Origin of the sequence: Clostridium sp. AF28-12 (assembly GCF_003435225.1) — a bacterium.
Classification (GTDB): domain Bacteria; phylum Bacillota; class Clostridia; order Lachnospirales; family Lachnospiraceae; genus Pilosibacter; species Pilosibacter fragilis.
On record NZ_QWGJ01000008.1, the window covers coordinates 82,395 to 104,849 of the forward strand.

A 22,455-nucleotide genomic window follows, 5' to 3' on the forward strand; every position below is an offset into this window, starting at 1 on the left:
GATAAATACTGACTTATAACGTTTTAGTTATAACGTGATGAAAACGGGAAATTTGTAAAACTCTGTAGAAATAGTATAATCAAGTGTATACCAATCAACCGGATATGTCAAACCAAACAGATATAGAAACTGGCGAGTGATCTGTAACTATTGCATTCCGGGCTATACATAAGGAGGAATCACTATGAGTACGCATCTGCAGTTGGCAAACAGTACGACGATGGCAATTCTCTGTGGAATCACCATCCTGATCGTTCTTCTCCAGCCGGTGATCTTTATGATCGTGGCATTCAAACGCGGAAAAGAACTGAACATGACAGACCAGGAAATGAAGGAAGCCGCACGAAGCAGCGCGATCTTCTCTATTATCCCGTCACTCCCGATCATCGTGAGTTACCTGCTCCTGGTTCCGTCCCTGGGCCGTTATTTCCCGTGGCTCCGCTTAAGCGTTGTAGGTTCCGCAGCATATGAGACCATGGTCGCGAATATGGCGGCAGAGGCGCTGGGCCTGGAATCCATCACCGTCCCGGACATCCCGGCTGATACTTTTGTGTTTATTTTGTTTGTTGTAACAATTGGAATTCTTGGCGGAAATATTTTCAACGTTTTCTTCTTAAAGGCGTACGATAAGAAAGTCGAGTCCATCAAGAACAGCAACGCGAAGCTCGTTCCGATCATCACGACAGCAATGTTCCTCGGTCTCTATGGAACCATGGCAGCTCCGCATTTCACAAATATCGCGAATATCCCGGCGGTTGCAGCGATCCTGGTTGCCGGTATCACATCGATCTTCGTAAACAAGTTTGCGGCGAACCACAAGAAGCTGAAAGAGTTCGCGTTCCCGCTCAGCATGATCGTTGGAATGCTCGGTGCATGTGTAGCGAATCTGCTTATTTAGGAGGAAAAACGATATGAAAGATAACAGCTTTTATAATAAGATCCACAGACTTGGAAGAATCACCGTCGTCTGTGCCCTGATCAGCTTCATGGCGGTTCCTTTCGGACTTGCTGCAGTAAATGGAATTTCCATGAATATTCCGGAAATTCTGAAAAATGCGATCCCGCTTCTCCTGACATTCAGCATCAGCGGTATCTGTGAGAACCTGTCCTTCATGCCGATCATCGGAAGCGGCGCGCTCTATATGTCCTGCGTTACCGGTAATGTCAGCAATATGAAAGTTCCGGCGGCGGTCAACGCTATGGAGGTTGCAGGATACACAGCCGGAAGCGACCGCGCCGATGTCGTTGCGATCATCGCTGTTGCGGCATCCACATTCGTGACAACAGCCATTGTATTCCTGGGAATGCTGTTCTTAGCCCCGCTCTTTGAGCCGATCTACAACAACGCGTTCTTACAGCCGGCATTCCAGAACATGGTTCCGGCACTTATGGGTGCCCTGTTGTTCCCGTTCATCTTAAAGGCCCCGAAGCAGGCCATCGTTCCGATCGCACTTCCGATCATCGCGATCTTAGTGATCGGCCGCAAGGTGTTCTCCTCAAACCAGAGCTATATTATGGTCGGAGTGATCATTTTGTCGGTGATCTACTCTCTGGCACTTTATAAAAAGGGAAAAATCAGCGAGTAAAGGGAAAATAAGCGTCCTGGTCGGCGGAAAATATGAAAACGTGCGGCACAGGCGCAATTTCCTGATAAATTTAGGAAAGGAAGATCCGGAAATTCGGACAAATAATATGGATAAAAAAGAATTTGTCTTAAAAGCAGTTGCAGATAAAAAAGCTCTGATCGTCGATGTCAGCGACAAAATTTTCGACTACGCAGAGGTCGGATTCCATGAATTCAAGACCGCGAAGCTCTACGAGGAAGTCCTGAAAAAAGAGGGATTCCAGGTGGAGATGGGGGTCGGCGGCATGCCGACGGCGTTCAAGGCTGTATACGGAAGCGGAAAGCCGGTGATCGGTTTCCTCGCCGAGTATGACGCCCTGCCGGAGCTGTCCCAGGAAGGCGGCTGTACGATGCGAAAGAAAGCCGCAGGGGACAACCCGGATGGACATGGATGCGGACATAACCTCCTCGGTGCGGGTGCCATGGCGGCAGCACTTGCTGTAAAAGCTTATATCGAGGAACACCCGGAAGCGGGAACTGTGATCCTTTTTGGATGCCCGAGTGAGGAAAAGGGAGACGGAAAGGCAATCATGGCACGAGAAGGTGTATTTGACGGTGTGGATGCTGCTTTTACATGGCATCCGGGCGATAAGAATGCGATCTGGTCCGAGTCTACACTGGCGAATGTCAGCGTGTTCTTCAACTTCAAGGGTGTGACCTCCCACGCGGCGGCAGCTCCGGAACTTGGACGTTCCGCACTGGACGCTGCGGAGCTCATGAGCGTCGGCGTCAACTACCTGCGGGAGCACATTATCTCCGACGCAAGAGTCCACTACGCGTACCGCGATGTGGGGGGAATCGCCCCGAACGTTGTCCAGGGACACAGCAGAGTCCACTATTTTATCCGCGCACCAAAGTCATGGCAGGTGAAGGAAATCTACAAGCGTGTCGTTGATGTGGCAGAAGGCGCTGCAAAGATGACGGGAACCGAGATGACATACGAGCTTTACGCCGGACTTTCCGACTATATCCCGAGCCATGTCCTCTCAGAAGTTCTCCACGAGTCCATGGAGGAGATCGGTGCCCCGAAATACGACGAGGCGGACTTTGCCCTGGCATCAAAATTCTTCCATGAGACCGCGACACCGGATGAGATGGAGGCAAAGCGCGCCAATATGCGCAGAATGTTTGGCGCAAATCATATCGAGGAGATCGAGGCGCATCCGCTTCATACCGGAATCGCACCGCTTGTCTGGAACGGTAAGGTCCAGGCCGGATCTACAGACGTCGGTGATGCAAGCTATGTGATCCCGACTGCGATGTGTACGACTGCGACTGCAACTCTTGGGACTGCAGCACATACATGGCAGATGACTGCTCACGGAAATACCGGGATCGCCCATAAGGCGATGTTAAATGCCGGCGAGGCGATGGCGTTAGCAGCATTAAAGACCATGGAAAGCCCGGAGATCCTGAAAAAAGCTCATGACGAGTGGATGGCGGAGACAAACGGCGAGTACGATTGCCCGATCCCGAAAGAGGTTGGACCGAGACTGGAAGATTAAATTTCTGATTCCGGAACATAACATGAATGAAGATAAGAACCAGAGGGAGAATGACTCTTTCTGGTTCTTTTTGTGTAACAGGAAATATTCTTTCTGAATCAGAGAGAATCGCGAAATCACCTTGGCATTTCCGGCTCCTGATGCTAAGATACATATAAAGCGAGCGCGGAAAAAGGAGCGGAGTCAGGGAGATGAAGAAACACAAGGTCTACTTACAGGAGCTGTCAGCAGAGTTTTCGGAGGCAGATTATTCAAAGTTTTATGAAGTTGTCATGCGGCGGATCGAGAACGGAGAGCTTGTTCCGATGAAAAGTGCAAAGAATAACGGGAGGAAGCCGGCACTGCCGCTATGCTTTTGGGAATACGAAAAAGAAGCGGATTATACGGAGCTTTATGAGGAACTGAAATATCGGTATCATCCCAGGATCAATACGTTCTATTACCGAGAACATCCGGAATGCTACGAGAGGGACAGGGAGAAGCTGCAGCTTTTGAGCGATTATCTAAAGGATCATTCGGAGCTTTTGTTGGTTCAGGAAACAATGAATGAGCGCAGTTTTGAGATTTTCCACAGGGAGAAGTATTTCCAGAGAGAGGGCGGTCTTGAGCTTTGTAAGAGAGTTGCGATCACTCCGGAAACGCTGGCTTTTTATGAAACATCAGAGCCGCTTTCTTATTATTCCTGTTCCAAGCAGACACCGCAGAATATTCTGATCATAGAAAATAAGGACACCTTTTTTGATATTCGGAGATATATGAATTCCGGAAATGACAGGATCATGGGAAGGGAGTTCGGTACAGTGATCTACGGAGCCGGAAAAGGAATCTGGAAGACCTTTGATGATTATGTCAATGGTGCGGAACGATACTTCCTGGGAAAGAATGCATTGTTTTATTTCGGTGATCTTGATTTTGAGGGCATTCTGATTTTTGAACATTTGATCGGGCAGAAGCAGTACCGGGAGAGCGGAATCCATATTTTTAAAGAGGCGTATGAAAAGATGTTAGATAAGGCATGGCAGCTTGGGTTTTCCATACTACCGGATATGAAGGAAAAGCAGAACGCCAACATCGGAACCAGCTTTTTGTCGGCATTTGATGCGGAGCGGAGGCATCAGATCCGGGAGCTGCTTGATATGGGAAAATACATTCCACAGGAAATTTTAAATGAACATGATTGGTGATAAATGATGATCGATAAAGATTTTTTGAAAAATTTTGATCAGAGAATGAAGTGCGTCGGCCGATATTCGGTGCTTTGCAGCAACAGCTTTGATAAAAAGCTCTGGAAAGAATATGGGATCGAGACACGGGATGAGCAGATGAATATGCTGTTTACATTGCTCCTTTTCATTATGGAGTATTCCCTGCGGGAAGAAAACTGTACGATGGACGAGATCGCGTCATTTGTGGAGGACATCAGCTACGGATATTACGGGCGGAAATTAAACTTTGAGAAAAGTCAGGAATTTGCAAGGTTTATGGTGGAAGATATCCTTGGGAACAGCGGTTCTTCCATGTATTTTAAGGCCTTTGATTATGAAAAACGGACCTATCAGGACATCAATATCCGCTATATTGATAATAAGGTCGTATATCTGGAGAATGGCGTCAGGAGAACCTCCTACTATCTGACAGACGAGGGCTATAACATGATCCTCGCCACGATGGAGATGGAAAACAACTTAAAACTTTCCGTCCATGAGATGCTTTTTAAGCTTCATATGGAAAAGGCGGATTACAATCGCGCTGTTGATGACATCAAAAATATTTTCGGTCAGCTGCGCAAACAGAGCCAGAAGATCGAGGAGGCAATTTTAGCCGTCCGGAGAAACGCTTTATCCTATTCCGTGGAAGAGTATGGAAAATTAGTGGAGGACAATATCAGCACCGTGGTGGAGACCAGGGAAAAGTTCCGGCTCCACCGCGATTTTATTGAAGAAAAAATTGAAGGATTCGAAGAAAAGCAGATGAATGCGGAAGAGTTCACGGAAAAAGAAAAAGCGAATCTGGGAAATCTCAGAACGATCGGACGGTATCTGACGCAGACGCTGGACGAGCATCAGCGAATTCTGGGACAGCACTTTGACCTGAAGAAACTGTACGATGAGGAGTTGGAAAATTATTCCAATATGACATTGGTGCAGCGGTTTCCGTTCCGGAGCGATGTCTATGACAAGATTTTGAAGGATGCGTCACTTCTGAAAAACGCGGATAAAATATTTGCGCCCCTGTTTAGCAGCCGGATAAATAAGATTTTCAACCCTGAAAAAATGATGGAATATCAGAAAAAGCTAAAGAAATCAGATGTGGAAGATGAGTCTATGGAACTGGATTTTGATGAGGAAAAATACAACCGGGAAAAGGAGCAGCGCAGGCAGGAACGGATGAAAAAATATGAGGGCTGCGTCAATGTGATCCTGGAACAGCTGGTAATCCATAAGGAAACGACACTGGAAACATTAAATATCAGCTGTAAAGAGGAAGAACGGGAACGGCTGCTTCCAACTGCGGAAATATTCAGGGAAGTCATCATCGAGTTCCTGACAGCCGGAACGATCGATATCGGGACGATTCAGAAAGAACAGACAGACTATCTCATGGATGCCTCAGAGGGCTTTGTACTGAATGAGATGCTTCTGGCTATTCTGGAAGACCGGAGATACCGGAAAATCGGGAAGATCCATATATTCCCAATGGAAGACGGGAAACATGTACATTTTAAAAACGTGATGGACGAAGCCGGGAACCGGAGAAATTTCAAATGTTCTAACGTGGGCTTTTGCTATGAGGAGAGATAAGAGATGGCATACGAAGCAGAGATGATCACATACAGCCAGAAAATATTTTACTACCTTTTGTGCCATGGAGCATTAAGTGATCTGGACGCGGGAGTCAATGATCTGTACCGCGCATATGTGGAGCACGAGGAGGTCATGAATTTAGTAAAAAATCAGGCGGAGATTGCGGATTGTAAGATCGAGAGATACGGAACCACGATCTATCTGATGCCGGATATCGACAATAAATATCTTGGATTTACGAAGGCAGATCTGAAAAAAGAATTATGTAAACCCAATGCCACGGACCGGGACTACTATCTGGCTCAGTTTGTGATCCTGACGCTGCTTGCAGAATTCTATGACGGACAGGGAAGTACCAGCAAATCCAGAGAATTCCTGAAACTCGGAGAGCTGCAGAATATCGTGTCGGAGCGGTTGAAGGCGGGACTCGCGCTTGAACAGGAGAGAGAGCAGGATGGAACAAATCTTTACACCGAGATGTACGAAACGGTTCTGGATTATAAGAGCATGAGTGAAGCTTATGAATCGTTAAAGAGTGTGGAGGCAGGCAGCCGGTCAAAGTATACGAAGGAAGGATATGTGAGCATTATCTGTAATTTTTTGGACCGGCAGGGGCTGATCATCTTTATCCCGGAAGATGAGATGATCAAGACCACAGCAAAACTCGACAACATTATGGAATACAAGATCCTGAACAAGGAAAATTACGCAAGGATCATGGAGACATTGGGGGAGACACATGAGTAAGATATCGCGGATCCGGATTTTAAACCTGAATTACAATAATAATACCATAAAGATCGACGACGAAACCTTTGATCTCGGTGGTCAGAATACGCTGATCTCCCTGCGCAACGGCGGTGGGAAAAGCGTACTGGTGCAGATGATCGTGAGTCTTTTTGTGAACCGGACATACCGGGATTTCGGAGATCGGCCGTTTAAGAGTTATTTTACGACGAACCGTCCGACGTTCCTCATGACGGAATGGATCCTTGACAATGGAATCGATCGTTTTCTGGCGGGGATGATGGTGCGGAAAAACCAGAAGGAAGATAATGACACGGAAGAGTTGGAAATGTACACATTTACCGGGAGCTATTCGAATGGCTGTAAATATGACCTTGACAATCTTCCGATCATTCGACAGGACGGAAATAAAAAGATCCTGAAGGGCTTCGGAGAATGCAAAAATCTTCTGGAAGAGATCAGCAGGAATGAACCGGGAGATTTCCGACTGTATGATATGGCGAGCCAGTACGGGAGACGCCAGTATTTTTCCACACTCCGCCAGTATCAGATCAACAATAAGGAATGGGAGAGCATTATTCGGAAGGTAAACCAGAAGGAGTCCGGACTTTCGGAGCTGTTCCAGAACGCTAAGGACGAGAAGGATCTGGTGGAAAACTGGTTTCTGCGTCCCATCGAGGATAAATTAAATCAGGAAAAGAATAAGATCGACGAGTTCCGGAAGCTGGCATTCCAGTTTATTGAACAGTACCGGAGCAATCAGTCGAAGATCCTCCGCAAGGGGATCATTGAGCAGTATTTTGAGGACACGAAACCGCTGAAAGATATGATTGATGATTATGCGCAGAAAGACCGGGACGCTGTGAATCTCAGAACGGAGATGATTCTCTATGCGAAGTCGCTCCGGAAAGAACTGGATCGGCTGCAGACAGAGATTGCTGCCGGTCAGGAGAAGTTCGAACAGATCGAGAGAGAGCAGAGACAGATCGTTTATGAACAGCTCTCCTACCAGATCTATCTCAGTGAGGACCAGAAAACGGAGATCCTTTCACAGAGAGCGCAGCAGGAGATCGAGATCACAAGACTCACTTCTCTGAAAAATCATCTGCTGCGGAAGATCGATACATATGATCTTCATAAGATCTATCTGGAATTAAAGGACTTTGAACGCCAGAAGGCGGAGGTGGATGCGAAGCTTCAGGTGCTCTTGCAGAAGACGGAAGAATCGAAGGATGAGATCGAGAAGATCGGATGCCGGTTATATGCACTGTACTCGGAAAATGCCAAAAAGCTGAAGGATCAGAGACAGTCGGAGGAGAAAACACTTGCAGAAACGGAAAGAGCCCGGGAAAATGCGGAACGGGAGCGGGACGAGAAGGAGCGGGAGATCCGGAAATTAAGCGGAGATATCGGAGCGAAAGAGAGCAGAGTCAGGAGCTATGATGAGGTGGAAGACTCCTTTAACCGGGAGTTTAGCACCGGTCTCAGGAGAAACCTCCTTGGGCTTTATGAAGATGGAGCGCTGGAGATTTTCCGGAAGGAGATCGATGCGGGACTGCAGGAGAAGAAAAATAAGTCGGTGAAATATGCCCGGAAACTCATGGAACAGGAACAAACCCGAAAAAAGCTTTCTCAGGAAGCTTCGGACGGAACTGTGACGTTAAATGACATTGCCCATAAGTTAGACCATGTTTCTGAGAAACTTGCAGATCTGGAAAGACAAAAAACGGAACGTCTGAGGATCATGAAATACGTCAATGTGGACGAAGAACATCTTGACAGAAGAGATCTGATCCTGGATCAGCTTGACGGAAAGATCAGGGAACTGGATGTCGCAAGAAGCAGCTTGATCCAGAAAAAAGGAGATCAGGAAAAGCATTTCAGACAGTTAAAAGAGGGAAAGACCACGGAGCTTCCGGAAAACATCAGGACTTATATGGAGCAGAACGGGATCGACCTTGTATACGGAATGGAATGGCTCTCGAAAAATGGCAGGACGGCCACGGAAAATGCCGAACTTGTGAAGAAGAATCCGTTTATCCCCTACTCGATCCTGATGGAGCGGTCGGTCCTTGAGCGGTTTCAAAAGAACGGGGAGGAATTGTATACAAGCTTCCCGATCCCGATCATCGTGAAGGAAGAGCTGGAACAGGAGCAGGAACATGTGGATCCCAGGTTTGCGGATTATGGGAATGTACATTTTTATGTCATGTTCAACACACATCTTCTTGACCGGGAGGAGCTGGAAAAGATTCTGGAGAAGATCCGCCGGGAGATCGAAGATCTGAAAAAGGCGGTGGAGGACAAGGACGCCGATCTTGAGACCTACAGAAACTACCGGAGTGTGGTTGAAAATCAGACGTTCAGTATAATTCTCTGTCAGCAGACAGAAAAAGAGATCAGTAGTCTGAAGGATGAGAGGACAGCCTTAAAAGGACGTCTGGAAGAGATCTATCGGGAGCAGAGCAGGCTGGAAGAGGAGAAAAAAGAGATCGAAACGCTTGCGGATACGGTAAAGGAACAGATCGACGGCTTAAAGAGAATGGACGTACAGTTTGAGATCCTCCTAAAAAAATATGATCAGTATGAGACGGACCGGACAAGTCTGGAACGCCTGAAAAAGGAGAATCATGAGCTTACGGAGAAGCAGACAGCGCTTTCCGTGCGTCTGGGTGAACTCCGGGAACAGGAGATGGGACTTAGGGCACTGGTGAAGGAATTTGCGGAGAAGATCGACCGCGAGGAGAAGAAACAGGCGGAATTTGAAGAGATCGCGAGAACAGCGGAGAACAGGGATTTGTCTTCCTTGGAGCAGATGACTTCGGAAGAGCTGGAAGCGAGATACTATGCGCTGACAAAGGTGATATCGGACAGTGTGGAAGAGCTTAAAAAGTCACAGACGGACTGGATCGGAAGAATCAGCGGGAAGAGGACGGAGCTCAAAAAGAAAAATGAGGACAGTCAGATTCCGGAGAAAGAATACCAGAGTCTCGTGTGCCCGGAAGAACAGTATGACGCATGGAAACGGCAGAAAAAGCAGACGGAGAGGGAACTCAACAAAGCGAATGAAGAAAATACGGCTCTTGGAAGAAAAGAAGGTGCGCTGACAACAACGATCACGCTCTATATGAGGAATCTGAAAAAGGAAACCGGATATGAGCAGCCGGCAGAGAGAAAGACGATCACAGATACGGAATTCGAAAAACGTCTGAATCTCAAGGAATATGAGCTTACGGCACATCAGAAAAAATTGAGTCAGCTTCGGGAGAGAAATATACAGATAGCTTCGCAGGCGGCAGGCGTGGAGGAGTATGTGGATGAGCCGATTCCTGCAGAGTTGATTTCTGGAGATGGTCTGAGTTCCGCAGATGAACGGATGTCTGTGGAGCGTTCGATCGCGTCAGGTGGTCTGATTCCAGAGAGTGGGGCTGACGCGTATTCGGAAACCGGAGAGAATAAAATTCTTTTGGCCATTCAGGAGCGGATCCCGGATGTGCGGAATGAGGAAATGGATGTCATAAAAGGGTACCAGAAGGAGATCCGCAGGAAGATTACGGAGAGTTCCAAGGCACTGGACCGGTGCAGGGGTGACGTATCAGAGATAATCCGTGAGATTGCGTCCGGAAAAACGTACGCGGATGATTACTTTAAGAAGACTTTCGAAAGTCTGCTCTCCCAGACAGCCAGCCCGCGGAATCTGTTCAGGCAGTTTGAAATGAACCGGCAGGCGTACGAAAATCAGCTGGAAAAACTGAAGATCGATCTCGCCCATATCGATGACGAACAGAAAAATCTGGAAATGATGTTTCTGGAATACGTTGAGCAGATCAATGCGAATATCGGCATGATCGATAAGAACTCTACGATCTCTGTGAGGGGAAGAAGTCTGAAGATGTTGCGGATCCAGGTGCCTGACTGGGAGACGGAGAGAGAGCATTTCCGGCTGAAGCTGCATGACTATTTTGAAAATATCGTGAAGCTTGGAATCGAGACGATCGAAAAAAATGGAAACCTGACAGAGTTTCTGGGAAGAGTGATCACCACCAGAAAACTGTATGACGATGTTGCTGGGATCCAGAACGTGAAGATCCGGCTGTACAAGATCGAGGCGGAGCGCGAAGTGCCGATCTCCTGGTCCGAGGTATCCGCCAACTCCGGCGGCGAAGGTTTCCTGTCCGCCTTCGTGATCCTGACCTGCCTTTTAAGCTATATGCGGCGCGATGAGACGGATCTCTTTACCTCCGGAGAGGAAGGAAAGACCCTGATCATGGACAACCCGTTTGCCCAGACAAATGCGGAGCATCTCTTAAAACCCCTGATCGAGATGGCAAAAAAGACAAACACGCAGTTGATCTGTCTTTCCGGCTTAGGCGGCGATTCCATTTACAACCGGTTTGATAATATCTATGTATTAAAGCTTGTCGAATCCAGTATCCGGAATGGGGTACAGAGAGTGGATGTGACCCATATGAAGGGTGAGGAGACGAAACGGATGGTATTGTCGGAGTTTAAGATGGAGCAGATGAGTTTGTTTGAGATGATGGAAGAGTAACAGCCAGAGTAACTGTTCAGTAGGTCTGTGCATTTACTGCGCTGACCGTAAGAAAACTTAGAATAGAAGGCAAAAATCCTATCGGCACAGCCGATTTGGAATGGATTTTTGCACGTAACTGTGAGGGTACTGAACAGTTACCAGCCAGGGCATATTTCCAGGACAGAAAAGGAGTAAGAATGTTTTGAACATACAGATTTTTGGCACAAAAAAGTGCAATGATACAAAGAAGGCGGAGCGTTTTTTTAAAGAGCGCGGTATCAAATACCAGTTTATTGACATGAAAGAGAAGGGAATGAGCAAAGGCGAGTTTCGTTCAGTTGCAGAGGTCAACGGCGGAATCGAAAATATGGTCAACTGGGATGGAAAAGATAAGGATACGCTTGCACTGATCAAGTATATCGCGGATGAGGATAAGTTAGAGAAGATTCTGGAAAATCCGTCCGTGATCAGGACGCCGGTTGTAAGAAACGGGAAACAGTCCACACTGGGGTATCAGCCGGAGGTGTGGAAGGAATGGAAGTAATAAGCGGCAGATAGGAGCAGGATGGGAGTGGCTTATCTGCTCATGCTCAGAACACAACTGAAATGAGATCATTTACTGGAAAAGAGGAAATTTTTATGAAACAGGAAACCATAGACAGAATCCGCAAATTCACCGATGACCGCGACTGGGAGCAGTTTCATTCTGCCGAGAACCTTGCGAAATCCATCGTCATCGAGGCAGCAGAACTCCTGGAGTGCTTCCAGTGGAACGATGAGGAGTATGACCTGCAGCATGTAAAAGAGGAGCTGGCGGATGTGATCGTATACTCCCAGAACCTTTTGGACAAGCTGGGACTTGACGTGGATGAAATCGTGAATATGAAGATGGGAATGAACGAGAGGAAGTATCCGGTGGAGAAGGCGAAGGGGAAGTCGGCGAAGTATGATTGCTTGTGAAAGAGTGTAGATATCGCCCAATGGACTGATTCTGAACAGAGGTTATCGCTGGGCATTTAGAATGAAAGAAGCACCAGAACCGGTGATATGCCGGAAATGGTGCTTCAAGTCTATTTTGAGGTTTCGACCTCCCTGTCGTTAAGATATTCTGCAAGACTGTAATACAGCTCTCCCTCTCTTCCGCGTGTCTGTTTTGCTGCCGTCATGGAATTTAAGATCGCTTCCTGTTCGGCTTCCGCCGCAGCAAGAAAAGCCCGGTTGATCACATGCTCCGGGATTGCTGATATCTGGAGCAGCTCCTCCTCGCGACCGGATGGGATCCGGTTTGCGGTTGTAAAGCCGATCATGACTTCCCCGCTTCCATGTCCCGTATAACCGCCGGTTCGTGCGATGCCAACCCCTGTTCTTTTCAGGATCCGTTTGAGCTGACGGCTTGTCAATGGGAGATCGGTAGCAAGAATGCTCATGATCGAACCTTTGTCTTCTTCGGATGCAGCCATATCATTCTTTTCCTGCTTCCATTCCAGAATTTTTGGACCAACAGCCTCTCCGTTGAGTACAAAATCTTCGGTTGCACCAAAGTTTGACTGGACCAGAACGCCGATGGTGTATTCCTTTTCACCAATACAGATCACGCGGGATGAAGAGCCGATTCCACCCTTCATGCCGTAGCAGATGGTACCGGCACCGGCACCGACATCCCCTTCTTCGAACTCTTCGGCAGCAGCCGCAAAAGCCTGCCGCACTTCTTTTTCACCAACTGCACGTTTCTGGATCTGGTTGATCCGGCAGTCATTGCACTCGCCAACGACCGGATTAATGCTCATTGGTTCCAGCCCATCATTCTGGCACTGCTCGATCACGATACCGGCAAGTGCATCCCAAACCTTTCCGACATTTAACGTATTTGTAAGGGCGATCGGTGTTTCAAGAGTCCCAAGCTCTTCTACCTGTACCAGACCGGCACTTTTTCCAAATCCATTGTGGACATAGGCTGCCGCCGTATAGTGATTTGCAAATGCATTGTCCGGTCCAGGGATGATCACGGTCACACCGGTATGATTTTCTTCTGTGTTCACAGTACAGTGTCCTACCAGTACACCAGGTACATCCGTAATCGCATTTCTTTTACCTGTTTTCACTCTTCCGGGTATGATTCCGAAGTCCCGAATCCGTTTTTTCTCCACGTTGCTTTCCTCCTTGGATTTTGTCGACTGTTTCTAATGATTGTATCATAGTTTTTGAGAAATAAAAACAGGACGAGGGGAATTTTCACATCAATCGTATTTATAGGATATTTTATTTACCAACATCCAACGGTGAAATGTTGTCGATAAGCACTTTGCCATTTTTTATGTTAATAGGAAGAAGGAACTATTAAACACGGCAAAATAAAAGTTGAATATTTCATGATAAAATGGATTTATTGCCGATATTATGGTATACTTATAAAAATAGATTTGTGACTGGAAAAGTGATCGCATGAAGAATGTGAGGGAAACTATGCTTGAAAATAAATTAGGTATTACAGATTCTACAGAATTAGCAAGAATGGAAGAAAGAATCAGTAAGCAAAAAGCGCTTGAAATGTTTGAAAGTGGCTTTTTTGAGACATTAGAACCAGGGACTTATAAAAGTCTTGCGATGATCCATCAATGTCTTTTTGATGAGATTTATGATTTTGCCGGTAAATTACGAAAGGTTAATATTTCAAAAGGAAATTTTAGATTTGCTCCGCTGATGTATTTGGAAACAGCGTTACAGAATATAGACAAAATGCCACAGTCAACTTTTGATGAAATTGTCGAAAAATATGTTGAAATGAACGTGGCTCATCCGTTCCGAGAGGGAAATGGGAGAAGTACAAGAATATGGCTTGACTTGATGTTGAAAAAAGAAATCGGCTATGTGGTTGACTGGAGCAAGGTGGATAAAGAAGATTATCTGCTTGCCATGGAGCGAAGTCCTATCAAAGATATCGAAATAAAGTTTCTTCTGAAAAATGCACTTACGGATCATGTAAATGATCGAGAAATTTATATGAAGGGTATTGATCACAGTTATTACTATGAAGGTTATTATGTGTTTAAGATGGAAAATTTGACGGACACAAAGGATTAACTTGATTTAGCGTTAGAAAAGTGGAGGGATATGGATGCAATATCGTTCAGTTAATGAAATAGCGAAAAAATGGAATGTGTCGGAACGAAGCGTTCGAAATTACTGCGCTCAAGGACGAGTAGACGGTGTGTTTCTTAACGGCAAGACTTGGAATATTCCCGAAAATGCAGAGAAGCCGGAGCGTTCCAATAAAAAGAAAGAACAGCCGATTACCTTGCTGGATATTTTGCAGGAGCAGAAGGTAAGTAAGTATTCCGGAGGCATTTACCATAAGACACAGATTGATTTAACATATAACTCCAATCATATCGAGGGCAGCCGTTTGACCCATGATCAGACCAGATACATCTTTGAAACCAATACCATTGGTGTAGAAAAAGAAGTGCTGAATGTGGACGATGTGATTGAAACAGCAAATCACTTCCGCTGTATTGATATGATTATTGGTCATGCAAAGGCAGCACTGACAGAGAAGTTTATCAAGGAACTTCACTTGATTCTGAAAAGTGGTACCAGTGATTCCAGAAAAGATTGGTTCGCTGTAGGCGATTATAAAACAATGCCGAATGAAGTTGGCGGCGTGGCAACCGCACTTCCGGAAGAAGCTGCCGATAAAATGAAGGTCTTGCTGACGGAATATAACGCCAAGGAAGAAAAGACCTTTGAGGATATTCTGGACTTCCATGTGAAGTTTGAGCGGATCCATCCGTTCCAGAACGGCAATGGCCGTGTGGGCAGATTGATCATGTTTAAGGAGTGCCTGAAATACAATATCGTTCCGTTTATCATTGAGGATAATTTGAAGCTGTCCTATTATAGTGGATTGAAGGAATGGGACAACGAAAAAGGCTATTTGACCGATACCTGCCTGACTGAACAGGACAAGTATAAGGAGTATTTGGATTATTTTAGGATTGCTTATTAAAAGTGGTTCAAAGAGTAAAGTAAAAGGGCAAATTCGCATTTTGAGATAATTAGATGACATACATTTTAAAGACAGGAGTAAGTACATGTTCTATACCAAATATAGATTGATAAGGATGGAATAAAAAGCATGGAGAAATTGATCTTTTCGCTGGTTTTGCTATTGACTACAAAAATCATTTATCTGATCACAGGAAGAAACCGACGGCAGATAGCGCGTATCCCCAAAGGGATGGCAATCTTATGCCAGCCGCCAGGACGACGGTATGTCGCTTATGCAGTAGGCGTATTCCAACTTCTTTTTGTTACCTTTTTCCTCGTACTTTACATAAAAGACGGCGCACCTGCAGAAGCGCGGCTGATGTGGAGCCTGCTCGTCATAACTTCAATCTTGAGCTGCATGCTTCTGATTTTCAGCGGGAATGTGGCAGGTCGGGACTGCGTTTATTTTAACAGCAGGGAAGTCCGGATTGAAAAGCCCTTTCGCAAGTCCAGAACCTTTCAGTGGGAGGAAATCCGAAAAGTAGACGGTAACTTTGACAATGCAGTCAACTTATATCTTCTGGATGGAACCAAGGTTCTTACCGCAAGGCTCGGAATGGTAAATTATGATGTATTTTGCGATATGATCAAGAAAACATGCCCAGAAAAGATTGCCAGCTACTATCGTTCCCATATGTACAAAGAACCGCAAAAATGTATTCTACGCTATGGCTCCGAGTATTATCTTCTGGCAGCTATGGGCATCGGCATTCTCCTGATTTATATGGCAACTCTGGTGCCCGCAGCAGCGGAGAACAGCATCATACAGCAGTTTCTGCAGGGTGATTTCTCCCAGAGGTTTGCGCTTTGGTTTGCACCTGTCTGCGGAGTCATCAGTATCGTGTTCCTGGTCGTGATGCTCAATACAAATATCCGGTATTCACAGGAAAAAATGACCATCAAATACCCACTGCACAGAAAACGTGAACTTTACTGGGGAAACATCCAAAGAATCGAAATGGCTGCAGTGGAAAAAACGGAAAAAGCGGAATGGATGAAGCTGCGGCTGTACACACGGGAAGGTACTTACAAGATCAGTTTCAAATTCCTGACACATGGAAAAGATGAATTTTTATCCATGCTTTTCAAGATGATTCAAAAATATGGAATTTCCTGCATGCAAACAGATAAATAAACAGAGTTAAGACGGAGATCGGAGCGACTAAGCGAAAGAAAATCCGTACTGTGGACTTCTGCGACACACTGGCGGCAATTCTTAAGACAGCCAAAGCCGAACAGCACAAAAACTGCTTCCGATACGGAGAACTGTACAGCCTCAACTATTACAGTGAGGTCAAAGAAAAAGACCGTACTTATTACGAGGTTTACAGTCTGCCGAGAACGGAAGAAGTCCCTGAGGGATATATTGCCAGATAAAATAAATGCACTTTGGGAATAGATTCTTTTGTTAGTTATATGACGAACAGTACATAAGCCTTGAGGTTTAAGGAGACAGAATGGTATATTGTGATTTCAGTAATAGTTTATATAAACAAAAGATACGATTATCGGAGATGCAGATTATTTTACAGCGTTAAATGATGTTGAAAAATATGCTCTCGATTCAAAGAAAGATAGCGTTTTAGTTAAGGGACTTTCATTAAGTGAATTGGAAAGTTTAAGGGGATAAACATTTCAATCAAATTGAAATTTGCGAAGGAAGTGCAATGATAGAATTAAATTCTAAGATTAAGAATGCTCTAATTAAAATTGGCTTTATTGAGCGATATGAAGAATTGTCTAATAAATTTAATGCTAAAAGAACACCTTCAAGTAATCGTTTGGCTTATATTGATAGTGAAGAGGTCATGGAGACAATTCAAGATTTAGGCTATTCTCCGGTGTTTGATGTAAAAGAAAAATTTTATAAAATCAAGGAAGAACAAATTGGAAAGATTACTTTGGAAGTTCATATTATTCTGAGATATGGAATGGTAGATTTAGTTTGGATAGTCAGAGAAAATGGAGAATTGCTTCTTGGGGCTCCTTGGGGAACATATTCAAGGAGACTTATTGATAATAATTACAGGATAAAAAAACCTATCATAGGAACATATGAGGATTTAGAAGAAATTTTGAAAATTACTTTTAAAATGTATGAAGACTTTAAGAGTACATTAACTGGTAATTAGCTTATTTAGCCATTCTGGCAAAAGATTAAAACTAGAAGGATATAAACAAGCATCATTAGCTGTATTTTATGTCAAATTATATAAATATATGATTTGTATACGAGGATAGAGAACAATGAATTCTGATATGACAAAGTATTGTTATCAACATTTTGAAAATGCTTACAATATTGGGTGGAATACAAATTTTGATAGTACAGTGGAAAGTAAAGAGACATTTAATTCAATATTCATAGAAAAGTTGACTTCTTATTGTGAGAATCCATTAAATAGCGACTTGAATGGTGTATGTCGTGAAACAGAGATTGATGGAAAAAAGTATGTAAAAGGGTTTGGAGAAATACGTATCATTGATTTAAAAAAGAAAATAAGATATGCAGCTCCTAATGTTATTATAGATGATATATTAAGTGGAAAATATATACCGCCAATAGAATTTATTGATGCAGTTTTAACAGGACCGACTTTTGATTCTGAAGAATATCAGGAATTTTATTTGAATTATTCGGAAAAAAACTTTTGGGGAGAAAACGAAGAAAATTTTGAAAAAATAGCTAAGGTATTGGAATTGGCAGGAGATTTGGAGGGCTTTAAAGATTATATTTTGAATAACGATTTAATAAATATAGTTGTCCCTGAAGGTTCGTTACTTAATTATGCAATCACAGAAGGGAAAGAAAAGGAAGCACTTTGGCTTATTGAAAATGGTATAGATATTAATGCTTTTGACGGTTTGGAACTTATGACGGCAATAAAAAAGAACAATAATATAATTGCAAAAAAATTAATAGATGAAGGTATTGTTATTAATAGTAGAGAGATGAACGATAATCCTTTAGTTAGTGCGATTCGTTTTTCAAATGCCTTTCTTGTAGAGGAACTTATGAAAAATTACAGGGATTTGATAGTAGCTTATTCAAACGAATATGTAAGAAATTGTAGTGTTTTAGATATTGCTGAAAGAACGAAAAATGAAAAAATAATAAATATAGTTAAGAAGTATTTAGTATGATCTATTGATGTTAACATAAATTCAAAAAATTTGATAATAGTTGCTTTTCAGGTTTAAGTTCGTAAGAGAATAATAATTTTTTGATATGTTTATAGGTTGCTATGGAGATTAAACTAATAGAACAATTAGGACTTAATGATTTAGATGTAGTGGAAGCGTTGATAGATGATTTAGAAAATGCCGTAAGTTTATTTAATTGATTGGAAAATATAAATGTGAGTAAAAATGTAAGAGAGTTTTTTGAAAAAATGCAAGAATTTTTTCCATCAACGAAGAATGCATACATTGAAAGTGTAAAAGAATATGGAGAAGTATTAGAAACAGTTGTAATAGAAGATATTTTTATGCCGGAGCTTTTAACATTATTAGCTAAGAATGAAGATGCTGAATTATTAAGCAATATGTTTAATTATTTTGAAGAAATATTAAATAAGAATGATTCACATTTGATTAATATTTTTTCTGTTACTGTGTTAGAAATTTTAGGAAATGATAAGGCAATTCTAAAGGTGGCTAAGCAATATATGGGAGAAAAAACTGCATTGCTCCAAATGAAAGTTGATAAAGAATTGGGAAGATTATAAAAAAAATGGCGTCCCAGCTTGGACTTCCGTTAGTGCCGGACACTAGCTATTATTATCCCCGTTTTTATCTTGGACTGCTGGAAGGCGAGTATAGTGGTCCTTTTGACAGAAAGGATGGTACAGCCAATGGATAAGCCCACAGTACAGGATATTTTTCATCGTTTTTATCCGGCATACCTTGATCAATATTCACCTTCCCCTGTACAGGCAAAGGTTGCACATAACATCATGAACTGCAAGACCGGTGCCTATGGTGCAAATGTATGTGTATGTGAGGATTGTGGCTTCGTACAGATTCATTACAATTCCTTCCGTAACCGTTGCTGCCCCATGTGTCAGGCTGTTCCGAAAGAAATGTGGATGGATACACGCAGAGAGGATGTCCTTGATGCTCCTTATTTCCATCTGGTTTTTACGGTTCCTGATATTTTAAACCCTGTCATTTACAGCAACCAGAGACTTCTTTATGATGCCTTATACCATGCAGCTTCCTCCACAATCAGCGAACTGACTGCCGACCCAAAACGTCTCGGCGCAAAGGTGGGATACATCTGCATTTTACATACATGGGGTTCTGAAATGAACTTTCATCCCCACATTCATACCATCCTGCTGGGTGGAGGACTGGCTTCCAGCAACCAGTGGAAGGACAATGGTGAAAATTTCTTTCTTCCCATCCGGGTCATCTCCAAAGTGTTCCGCGGAAAATATCTGGAGGAACTAAAGAGGTTGTGGAAAGAGGATAAGCTGGTATTTCATGGTACTGCAGAAAAATTTCGTAACCATTATACGTTCAAGGAGCTTTTAGATTCCTGTTATGGTATGGACTGGATTCCTCATTGTAAAAAGACATTCAATGGTGCTCAAACAGTAATGAAATACCTTGGTAAGTATACTCATCGCATTGCTGTCAGCAATCACCGCATCGTCCGTATGGATGATGATACCGTTACATTCTTAGTAAAGGATTACCGTAATGAGGGACAGTGGAAGGAACTGACCATTTCGGGTGTAGAGTTTGTCCGGCGGTTTCTCATGCATGTACCACCAAGGCGTTTTGTCCGCATCAGGCACTACGGACTGCTATGTTTCCGTACTAAAAACCAGAAGCTCACCCTTTGCAGAAAATTACTTGGATGTAAGAAGTATCTTTCAAAGCTTCGTGACATGGAAATGCCTGAAATATTGGAACATCTTTATGGCATCAAAGTTTGTGCGTGTAAAGCATGTGGTGGGCATCTCGGAAAGCCACAGATGAGAATGCCACTGCGCTGCTAAAGAGCAACATCTAATACTTTCAAAAGCCTCAGTTTCTGAGGTTTTATCGTCATGCCCATTTGCCTGTTTTTTATAAAATGTTGTAGCTTTCATACCGAGAATCATATATAATCATGGACAGGAACAAAGAATTGAAAGTCCATAGGTTGCGGCTACCCGGACGCTCACTTTGTTCAATTAGGTCAACTCGAAAATGGTGTAAACGAAGGGGCAGTTCTCTGCAATGTCAAAACTGCTTTTTCGTTTACCCCATCATCGATTGTAACCTAAAGAATTAAAGGAGACATTTTTAATGACTATGAACAAGGGTGTTTCCGTAAGAATAAACAGGATAAATCTCAATAGGGAGAAGTGTGAAAAATGATAGAGGCGTTCTTGGATTTCTTTCAATTATATACGATGGATGCCGATTATTTACCAGACTTTTGGCTTACAATGATACTTCTTTATCTGAATGCAGGTCTGTATCTTAACGACCTATATAATCTGGTGAAGCGCAAGTCAAAAGCGGAAACATTCAGTCTGATGGCGATACCAGGAGTCTTTGCAGTAATTTTCGTGTCGATACTATCAATTTTTGAGCATGTACCGAATCTGCAGAGCATAGCTTCACAGGACAAACGCCTGAGCCTGCTTATAACGGCAATACAGCCACAAACGAATCTTGCGCTGCTTCTTATTGTATTTCTTTATCCGATTCTATGGGGAATCGGGCTCTTACGACAAAGGAGGCATGAGCATGGCAGCCGCAAACGCTGGGTGCTGTCCTGTATTCCTGATTATATTGCATGGATCATATTGATGTTGGGCATCGGTTATCACCTGTTTTTCGGGGAAAATATCCTGAATAGTGTTCTGGAAAATGCGAAGGAGGGAGATTTGCTGGCCCTTTCTGGTTCCCACGGAACTTGGCTCTATATATGGATGTATGGAATTTATATCCTTGCATGTAAGGAAGCGGTGCTGCTTGTCGGCCTTTTATCTGAACTTTTGCTTATGCGGATTCCGCTTCGCTACCATAGTGGGCAGAATGCTGTTACCTTTGTCAGCTTTTATTATCTGTTTTGCCAGAATGCCATTTTTCGTGGGATTTCCCTGCTGGAAGCTGCGTTGGTGATTCCGCTTTGTGGAGTGATGCTTCGGGAAGCGGCATCGCCTTTCAGCGATTACTCGTCGACTATGATATACGCAGCCATTTTGCTGCTGACAGGCGCAGTGTTTGTCGTTCTTATCACCATTGGTCCGGTCATGCGGACACTTTCCTGCTTCGATGCATGGGGACAGCGCAAGCAGATCAGAGAGCTTTTCTGTACGGAATATTTTCTCATGCAGCCAGTTTCCAGCAACAGATCGTTCACGGTCACTCATCATTTTATCATTGACGAACAGGACGCCGCTGGTGTTTACTATCTTCCGCTTCTCACAGACATCAGCGGATGGGCCTCCCCGAGAAAGAAAGCAGGCAAATGGAAAATGCTCTCTTTCGCAGATGGCAGAACCCTTGAATTGTCAGAACACGAGGCAGAAGCCGCCAAGGAAATGCTCTCTTATGCATCCAACCGTCTCTATGCCCAGAAGATAACTGGAGAAAATTGGAGCAATAAAAACAATATGCCTGGCACAGAGGAAACCTGGAACCCACTCATAAGTCCGGCAACAACGATGTATCAGAAACTGGTCAAGATATTTTTAGGTCTGATGGTTATTCTTTTTATGATGAGCTATCAGATACTGAAGTAATTGAAAAAAGAAGAAGCAGGCAAACGAGTATATGACTATCAAGAGGGCGATTATATGAAGCTTTGGATTGAATAACATATAATTTCAAGTTTGTCGGATTGTAAAGACAGAGCCTTATGCAAGGTGCAGGAGAAAGACTCTGCTCGGGTTAAGGGCGAAGCGCCTTAGCCGGTCAAGGGTGCAACCATTGCCCAGTTAGTGGCGTTTCGCCACTAAGTACTGGGTATTGCTTGTAGCAGAGCTTCACAGGATGAAGCTTAAAATATTAAGAAAATTGATACAACTAAATGATAACCTAAGTGGAAAAAGTCTTTAGTAAAATGAGAAAATCGAGCTGTTTTACTAAGATTTTTACTAAATCTGAATGATAAGATATACGAGTTTATGCCACGATATGCGACGAAAACGAAGAAAACAATCTATCACAGCAAATCGTAGAAAGTGGTGT

General features: G+C 43.8%; 18 protein-coding genes and 1 pseudogene. 18 read left to right on the plus strand and 1 reads right to left on the minus strand.

The features are described 5' to 3' along the window. Positions 1–184: 184 nt before the first annotated feature. The 9 genes from DWY93_RS08705 (at position 185) to DWY93_RS08745 (ending at position 12,174) form a co-directional block, all read left to right on the plus strand. A complete protein-coding gene (locus tag DWY93_RS08705; protein ID WP_015552637.1) occupies positions 185–898 on the plus strand; it encodes a DUF5058 family protein in 714 nt (237 codons plus the stop codon). A 13-nt stretch (positions 899–911) separates the two neighbouring features. Then, complete coding sequence (locus tag DWY93_RS08710; protein ID WP_117470065.1) at positions 912–1,586, plus strand: hypothetical protein; 675 nt, start codon at positions 912–914, stop codon at positions 1,584–1,586. 106 nt (positions 1,587–1,692) lie between these two features. Further along, positions 1,693–3,129 carry an amidohydrolase gene (locus tag DWY93_RS08715; RefSeq protein ID WP_117472245.1) on the plus strand — a complete coding sequence of 479 codons (1,437 nt, stop codon included), beginning with the start codon at positions 1,693–1,695 and terminating at the stop codon, positions 3,127–3,129. Positions 3,130–3,320: 191 nt separating this feature from the next. Then, a complete protein-coding gene (locus DWY93_RS08720) occupies positions 3,321–4,313 on the plus strand; it encodes a Wadjet anti-phage system protein JetD domain-containing protein (protein ID WP_117470063.1) in 993 nt (330 codons plus the stop codon). Positions 4,314–4,319: 6 nt separating this feature from the next. Further along, on the plus strand, positions 4,320–5,930 hold the full coding sequence (locus DWY93_RS08725) for a hypothetical protein (protein ID WP_147324198.1): 1,611 nt from the start codon (positions 4,320–4,322) through the stop codon (positions 5,928–5,930). Between the two features lie 3 nt (positions 5,931–5,933). Continuing rightward, a complete protein-coding gene (locus DWY93_RS08730; protein ID WP_015552632.1) occupies positions 5,934–6,680 on the plus strand; it encodes a DUF6063 family protein in 747 nt (248 codons plus the stop codon). Further along, positions 6,673–11,232, plus strand: coding sequence for a hypothetical protein (locus DWY93_RS08735; protein WP_117470061.1), 4,560 nt, complete (start codon positions 6,673–6,675; stop codon positions 11,230–11,232). The genes DWY93_RS08730 and DWY93_RS08735 overlap by 8 nt, the downstream gene beginning before the upstream one ends. 184 nt (positions 11,233–11,416) lie before the next feature. Then, positions 11,417–11,758 (plus strand): arsenate reductase family protein, encoded by a 342-nt coding sequence (locus DWY93_RS08740; protein ID WP_117470060.1) that lies wholly within the window; start codon positions 11,417–11,419, stop codon positions 11,756–11,758. A gap of 95 nt (positions 11,759–11,853) precedes the next feature. Continuing rightward, positions 11,854–12,174: a nucleotide pyrophosphohydrolase gene (locus tag DWY93_RS08745; RefSeq protein ID WP_117470059.1), complete on the plus strand. Its 321-nt coding sequence runs from the start codon at positions 11,854–11,856 to the stop codon at positions 12,172–12,174. Between the two features lie 110 nt (positions 12,175–12,284). On the opposite strand, the gene DWY93_RS08750 is transcribed toward DWY93_RS08745, so the two are convergent. Further along, a complete protein-coding gene (locus tag DWY93_RS08750; RefSeq protein ID WP_117470058.1) occupies positions 12,285–13,361 on the minus strand; it encodes a P1 family peptidase in 1,077 nt (358 codons plus the stop codon). A 316-nt stretch (positions 13,362–13,677) separates the two neighbouring features. Here DWY93_RS08750 and DWY93_RS08755 point away from each other — a divergent pair, with 316 nt between their 5' ends. The 9 genes and pseudogenes from DWY93_RS08755 to DWY93_RS08795 all read left to right on the plus strand — a co-directional run bounded on the left by DWY93_RS08755 (position 13,678) and on the right by DWY93_RS08795 (position 22,007). Next, on the plus strand, positions 13,678–14,295 hold the full coding sequence (locus tag DWY93_RS08755; protein ID WP_117470131.1) for a Fic family protein: 618 nt from the start codon (positions 13,678–13,680) through the stop codon (positions 14,293–14,295). A gap of 34 nt (positions 14,296–14,329) precedes the next feature. Continuing rightward, positions 14,330–15,220 carry a Fic family protein gene (locus DWY93_RS08760; protein WP_117470057.1) on the plus strand — a complete coding sequence of 297 codons (891 nt, stop codon included), beginning with the start codon at positions 14,330–14,332 and terminating at the stop codon, positions 15,218–15,220. A gap of 129 nt (positions 15,221–15,349) precedes the next feature. After that, on the plus strand, positions 15,350–16,396 hold the full coding sequence (locus tag DWY93_RS08765; RefSeq protein ID WP_147324199.1) for a hypothetical protein: 1,047 nt from the start codon (positions 15,350–15,352) through the stop codon (positions 16,394–16,396). Positions 16,397–16,398: 2 nt separating this feature from the next. Continuing rightward, positions 16,399–16,626 (plus strand): annotated as a pseudogene (locus tag DWY93_RS08770) (site-specific integrase); the annotation flags it as partial. 302 nt (positions 16,627–16,928) lie between these two features. Continuing rightward, entirely contained in the window at positions 16,929–17,393 is a 465-nt protein-coding gene (locus tag DWY93_RS08775) for a hypothetical protein (protein WP_117470055.1), read from the plus strand. 115 nt (positions 17,394–17,508) lie between these two features. Continuing rightward, positions 17,509–18,405, plus strand: coding sequence for an ankyrin repeat domain-containing protein (locus DWY93_RS08780; protein WP_015552623.1), 897 nt, complete (start codon positions 17,509–17,511; stop codon positions 18,403–18,405). A 215-nt stretch (positions 18,406–18,620) separates the two neighbouring features. Further along, positions 18,621–18,989: a resolvase gene (locus tag DWY93_RS08785; protein WP_117470054.1), complete on the plus strand. Its 369-nt coding sequence runs from the start codon at positions 18,621–18,623 to the stop codon at positions 18,987–18,989. Between the two features lie 126 nt (positions 18,990–19,115). After that, positions 19,116–20,267 (plus strand): IS91 family transposase, encoded by a 1,152-nt coding sequence (locus DWY93_RS08790; RefSeq protein ID WP_117470053.1) that lies wholly within the window; start codon positions 19,116–19,118, stop codon positions 20,265–20,267. Between the two features lie 360 nt (positions 20,268–20,627). Next, positions 20,628–22,007, plus strand: coding sequence for a hypothetical protein (locus DWY93_RS08795; RefSeq protein WP_117470052.1), 1,380 nt, complete (start codon positions 20,628–20,630; stop codon positions 22,005–22,007). The last annotated feature ends 448 nt before the right edge of the window (positions 22,008–22,455 follow it).

Excerpts from the sequence above, each read along its gene's own strand:
- DWY93_RS08705 (WP_015552637.1), top strand. The coding sequence starts at position 185 with ATGAGTACGCATCTGCAGTTGGCAAACAGTACGACGATGGCAATTCTC.
- DWY93_RS08710 (WP_117470065.1), top strand. The coding sequence starts at position 912 with ATGAAAGATAACAGCTTTTATAATAAGATCCACAGACTTGGAAGAATC.
- DWY93_RS08715 (WP_117472245.1), top strand. The coding sequence starts at position 1,693 with ATGGATAAAAAAGAATTTGTCTTAAAAGCAGTTGCAGATAAAAAAGCT.
- DWY93_RS08720 (WP_117470063.1), top strand. The coding sequence starts at position 3,321 with ATGAAGAAACACAAGGTCTACTTACAGGAGCTGTCAGCAGAGTTTTCG.
- DWY93_RS08725 (WP_147324198.1), top strand. The coding sequence starts at position 4,320 with ATGATCGATAAAGATTTTTTGAAAAATTTTGATCAGAGAATGAAGTGC.
- DWY93_RS08730 (WP_015552632.1), top strand. The coding sequence starts at position 5,934 with ATGGCATACGAAGCAGAGATGATCACATACAGCCAGAAAATATTTTAC.
- DWY93_RS08735 (WP_117470061.1), top strand. The coding sequence starts at position 6,673 with ATGAGTAAGATATCGCGGATCCGGATTTTAAACCTGAATTACAATAAT.
- DWY93_RS08745 (WP_117470059.1), top strand. The coding sequence starts at position 11,854 with ATGAAACAGGAAACCATAGACAGAATCCGCAAATTCACCGATGACCGC.
- DWY93_RS08755 (WP_117470131.1), top strand. The coding sequence starts at position 13,678 with ATGCTTGAAAATAAATTAGGTATTACAGATTCTACAGAATTAGCAAGA.
- DWY93_RS08760 (WP_117470057.1), top strand. The coding sequence starts at position 14,330 with ATGCAATATCGTTCAGTTAATGAAATAGCGAAAAAATGGAATGTGTCG.
- DWY93_RS08765 (WP_147324199.1), top strand. The coding sequence starts at position 15,350 with ATGGAGAAATTGATCTTTTCGCTGGTTTTGCTATTGACTACAAAAATC.
- DWY93_RS08775 (WP_117470055.1), top strand. The coding sequence starts at position 16,929 with ATGATAGAATTAAATTCTAAGATTAAGAATGCTCTAATTAAAATTGGC.
- DWY93_RS08780 (WP_015552623.1), top strand. The coding sequence starts at position 17,509 with ATGAATTCTGATATGACAAAGTATTGTTATCAACATTTTGAAAATGCT.
- DWY93_RS08790 (WP_117470053.1), top strand. The coding sequence starts at position 19,116 with ATGGATAAGCCCACAGTACAGGATATTTTTCATCGTTTTTATCCGGCA.
- DWY93_RS08795 (WP_117470052.1), top strand. The coding sequence starts at position 20,628 with ATGATAGAGGCGTTCTTGGATTTCTTTCAATTATATACGATGGATGCC.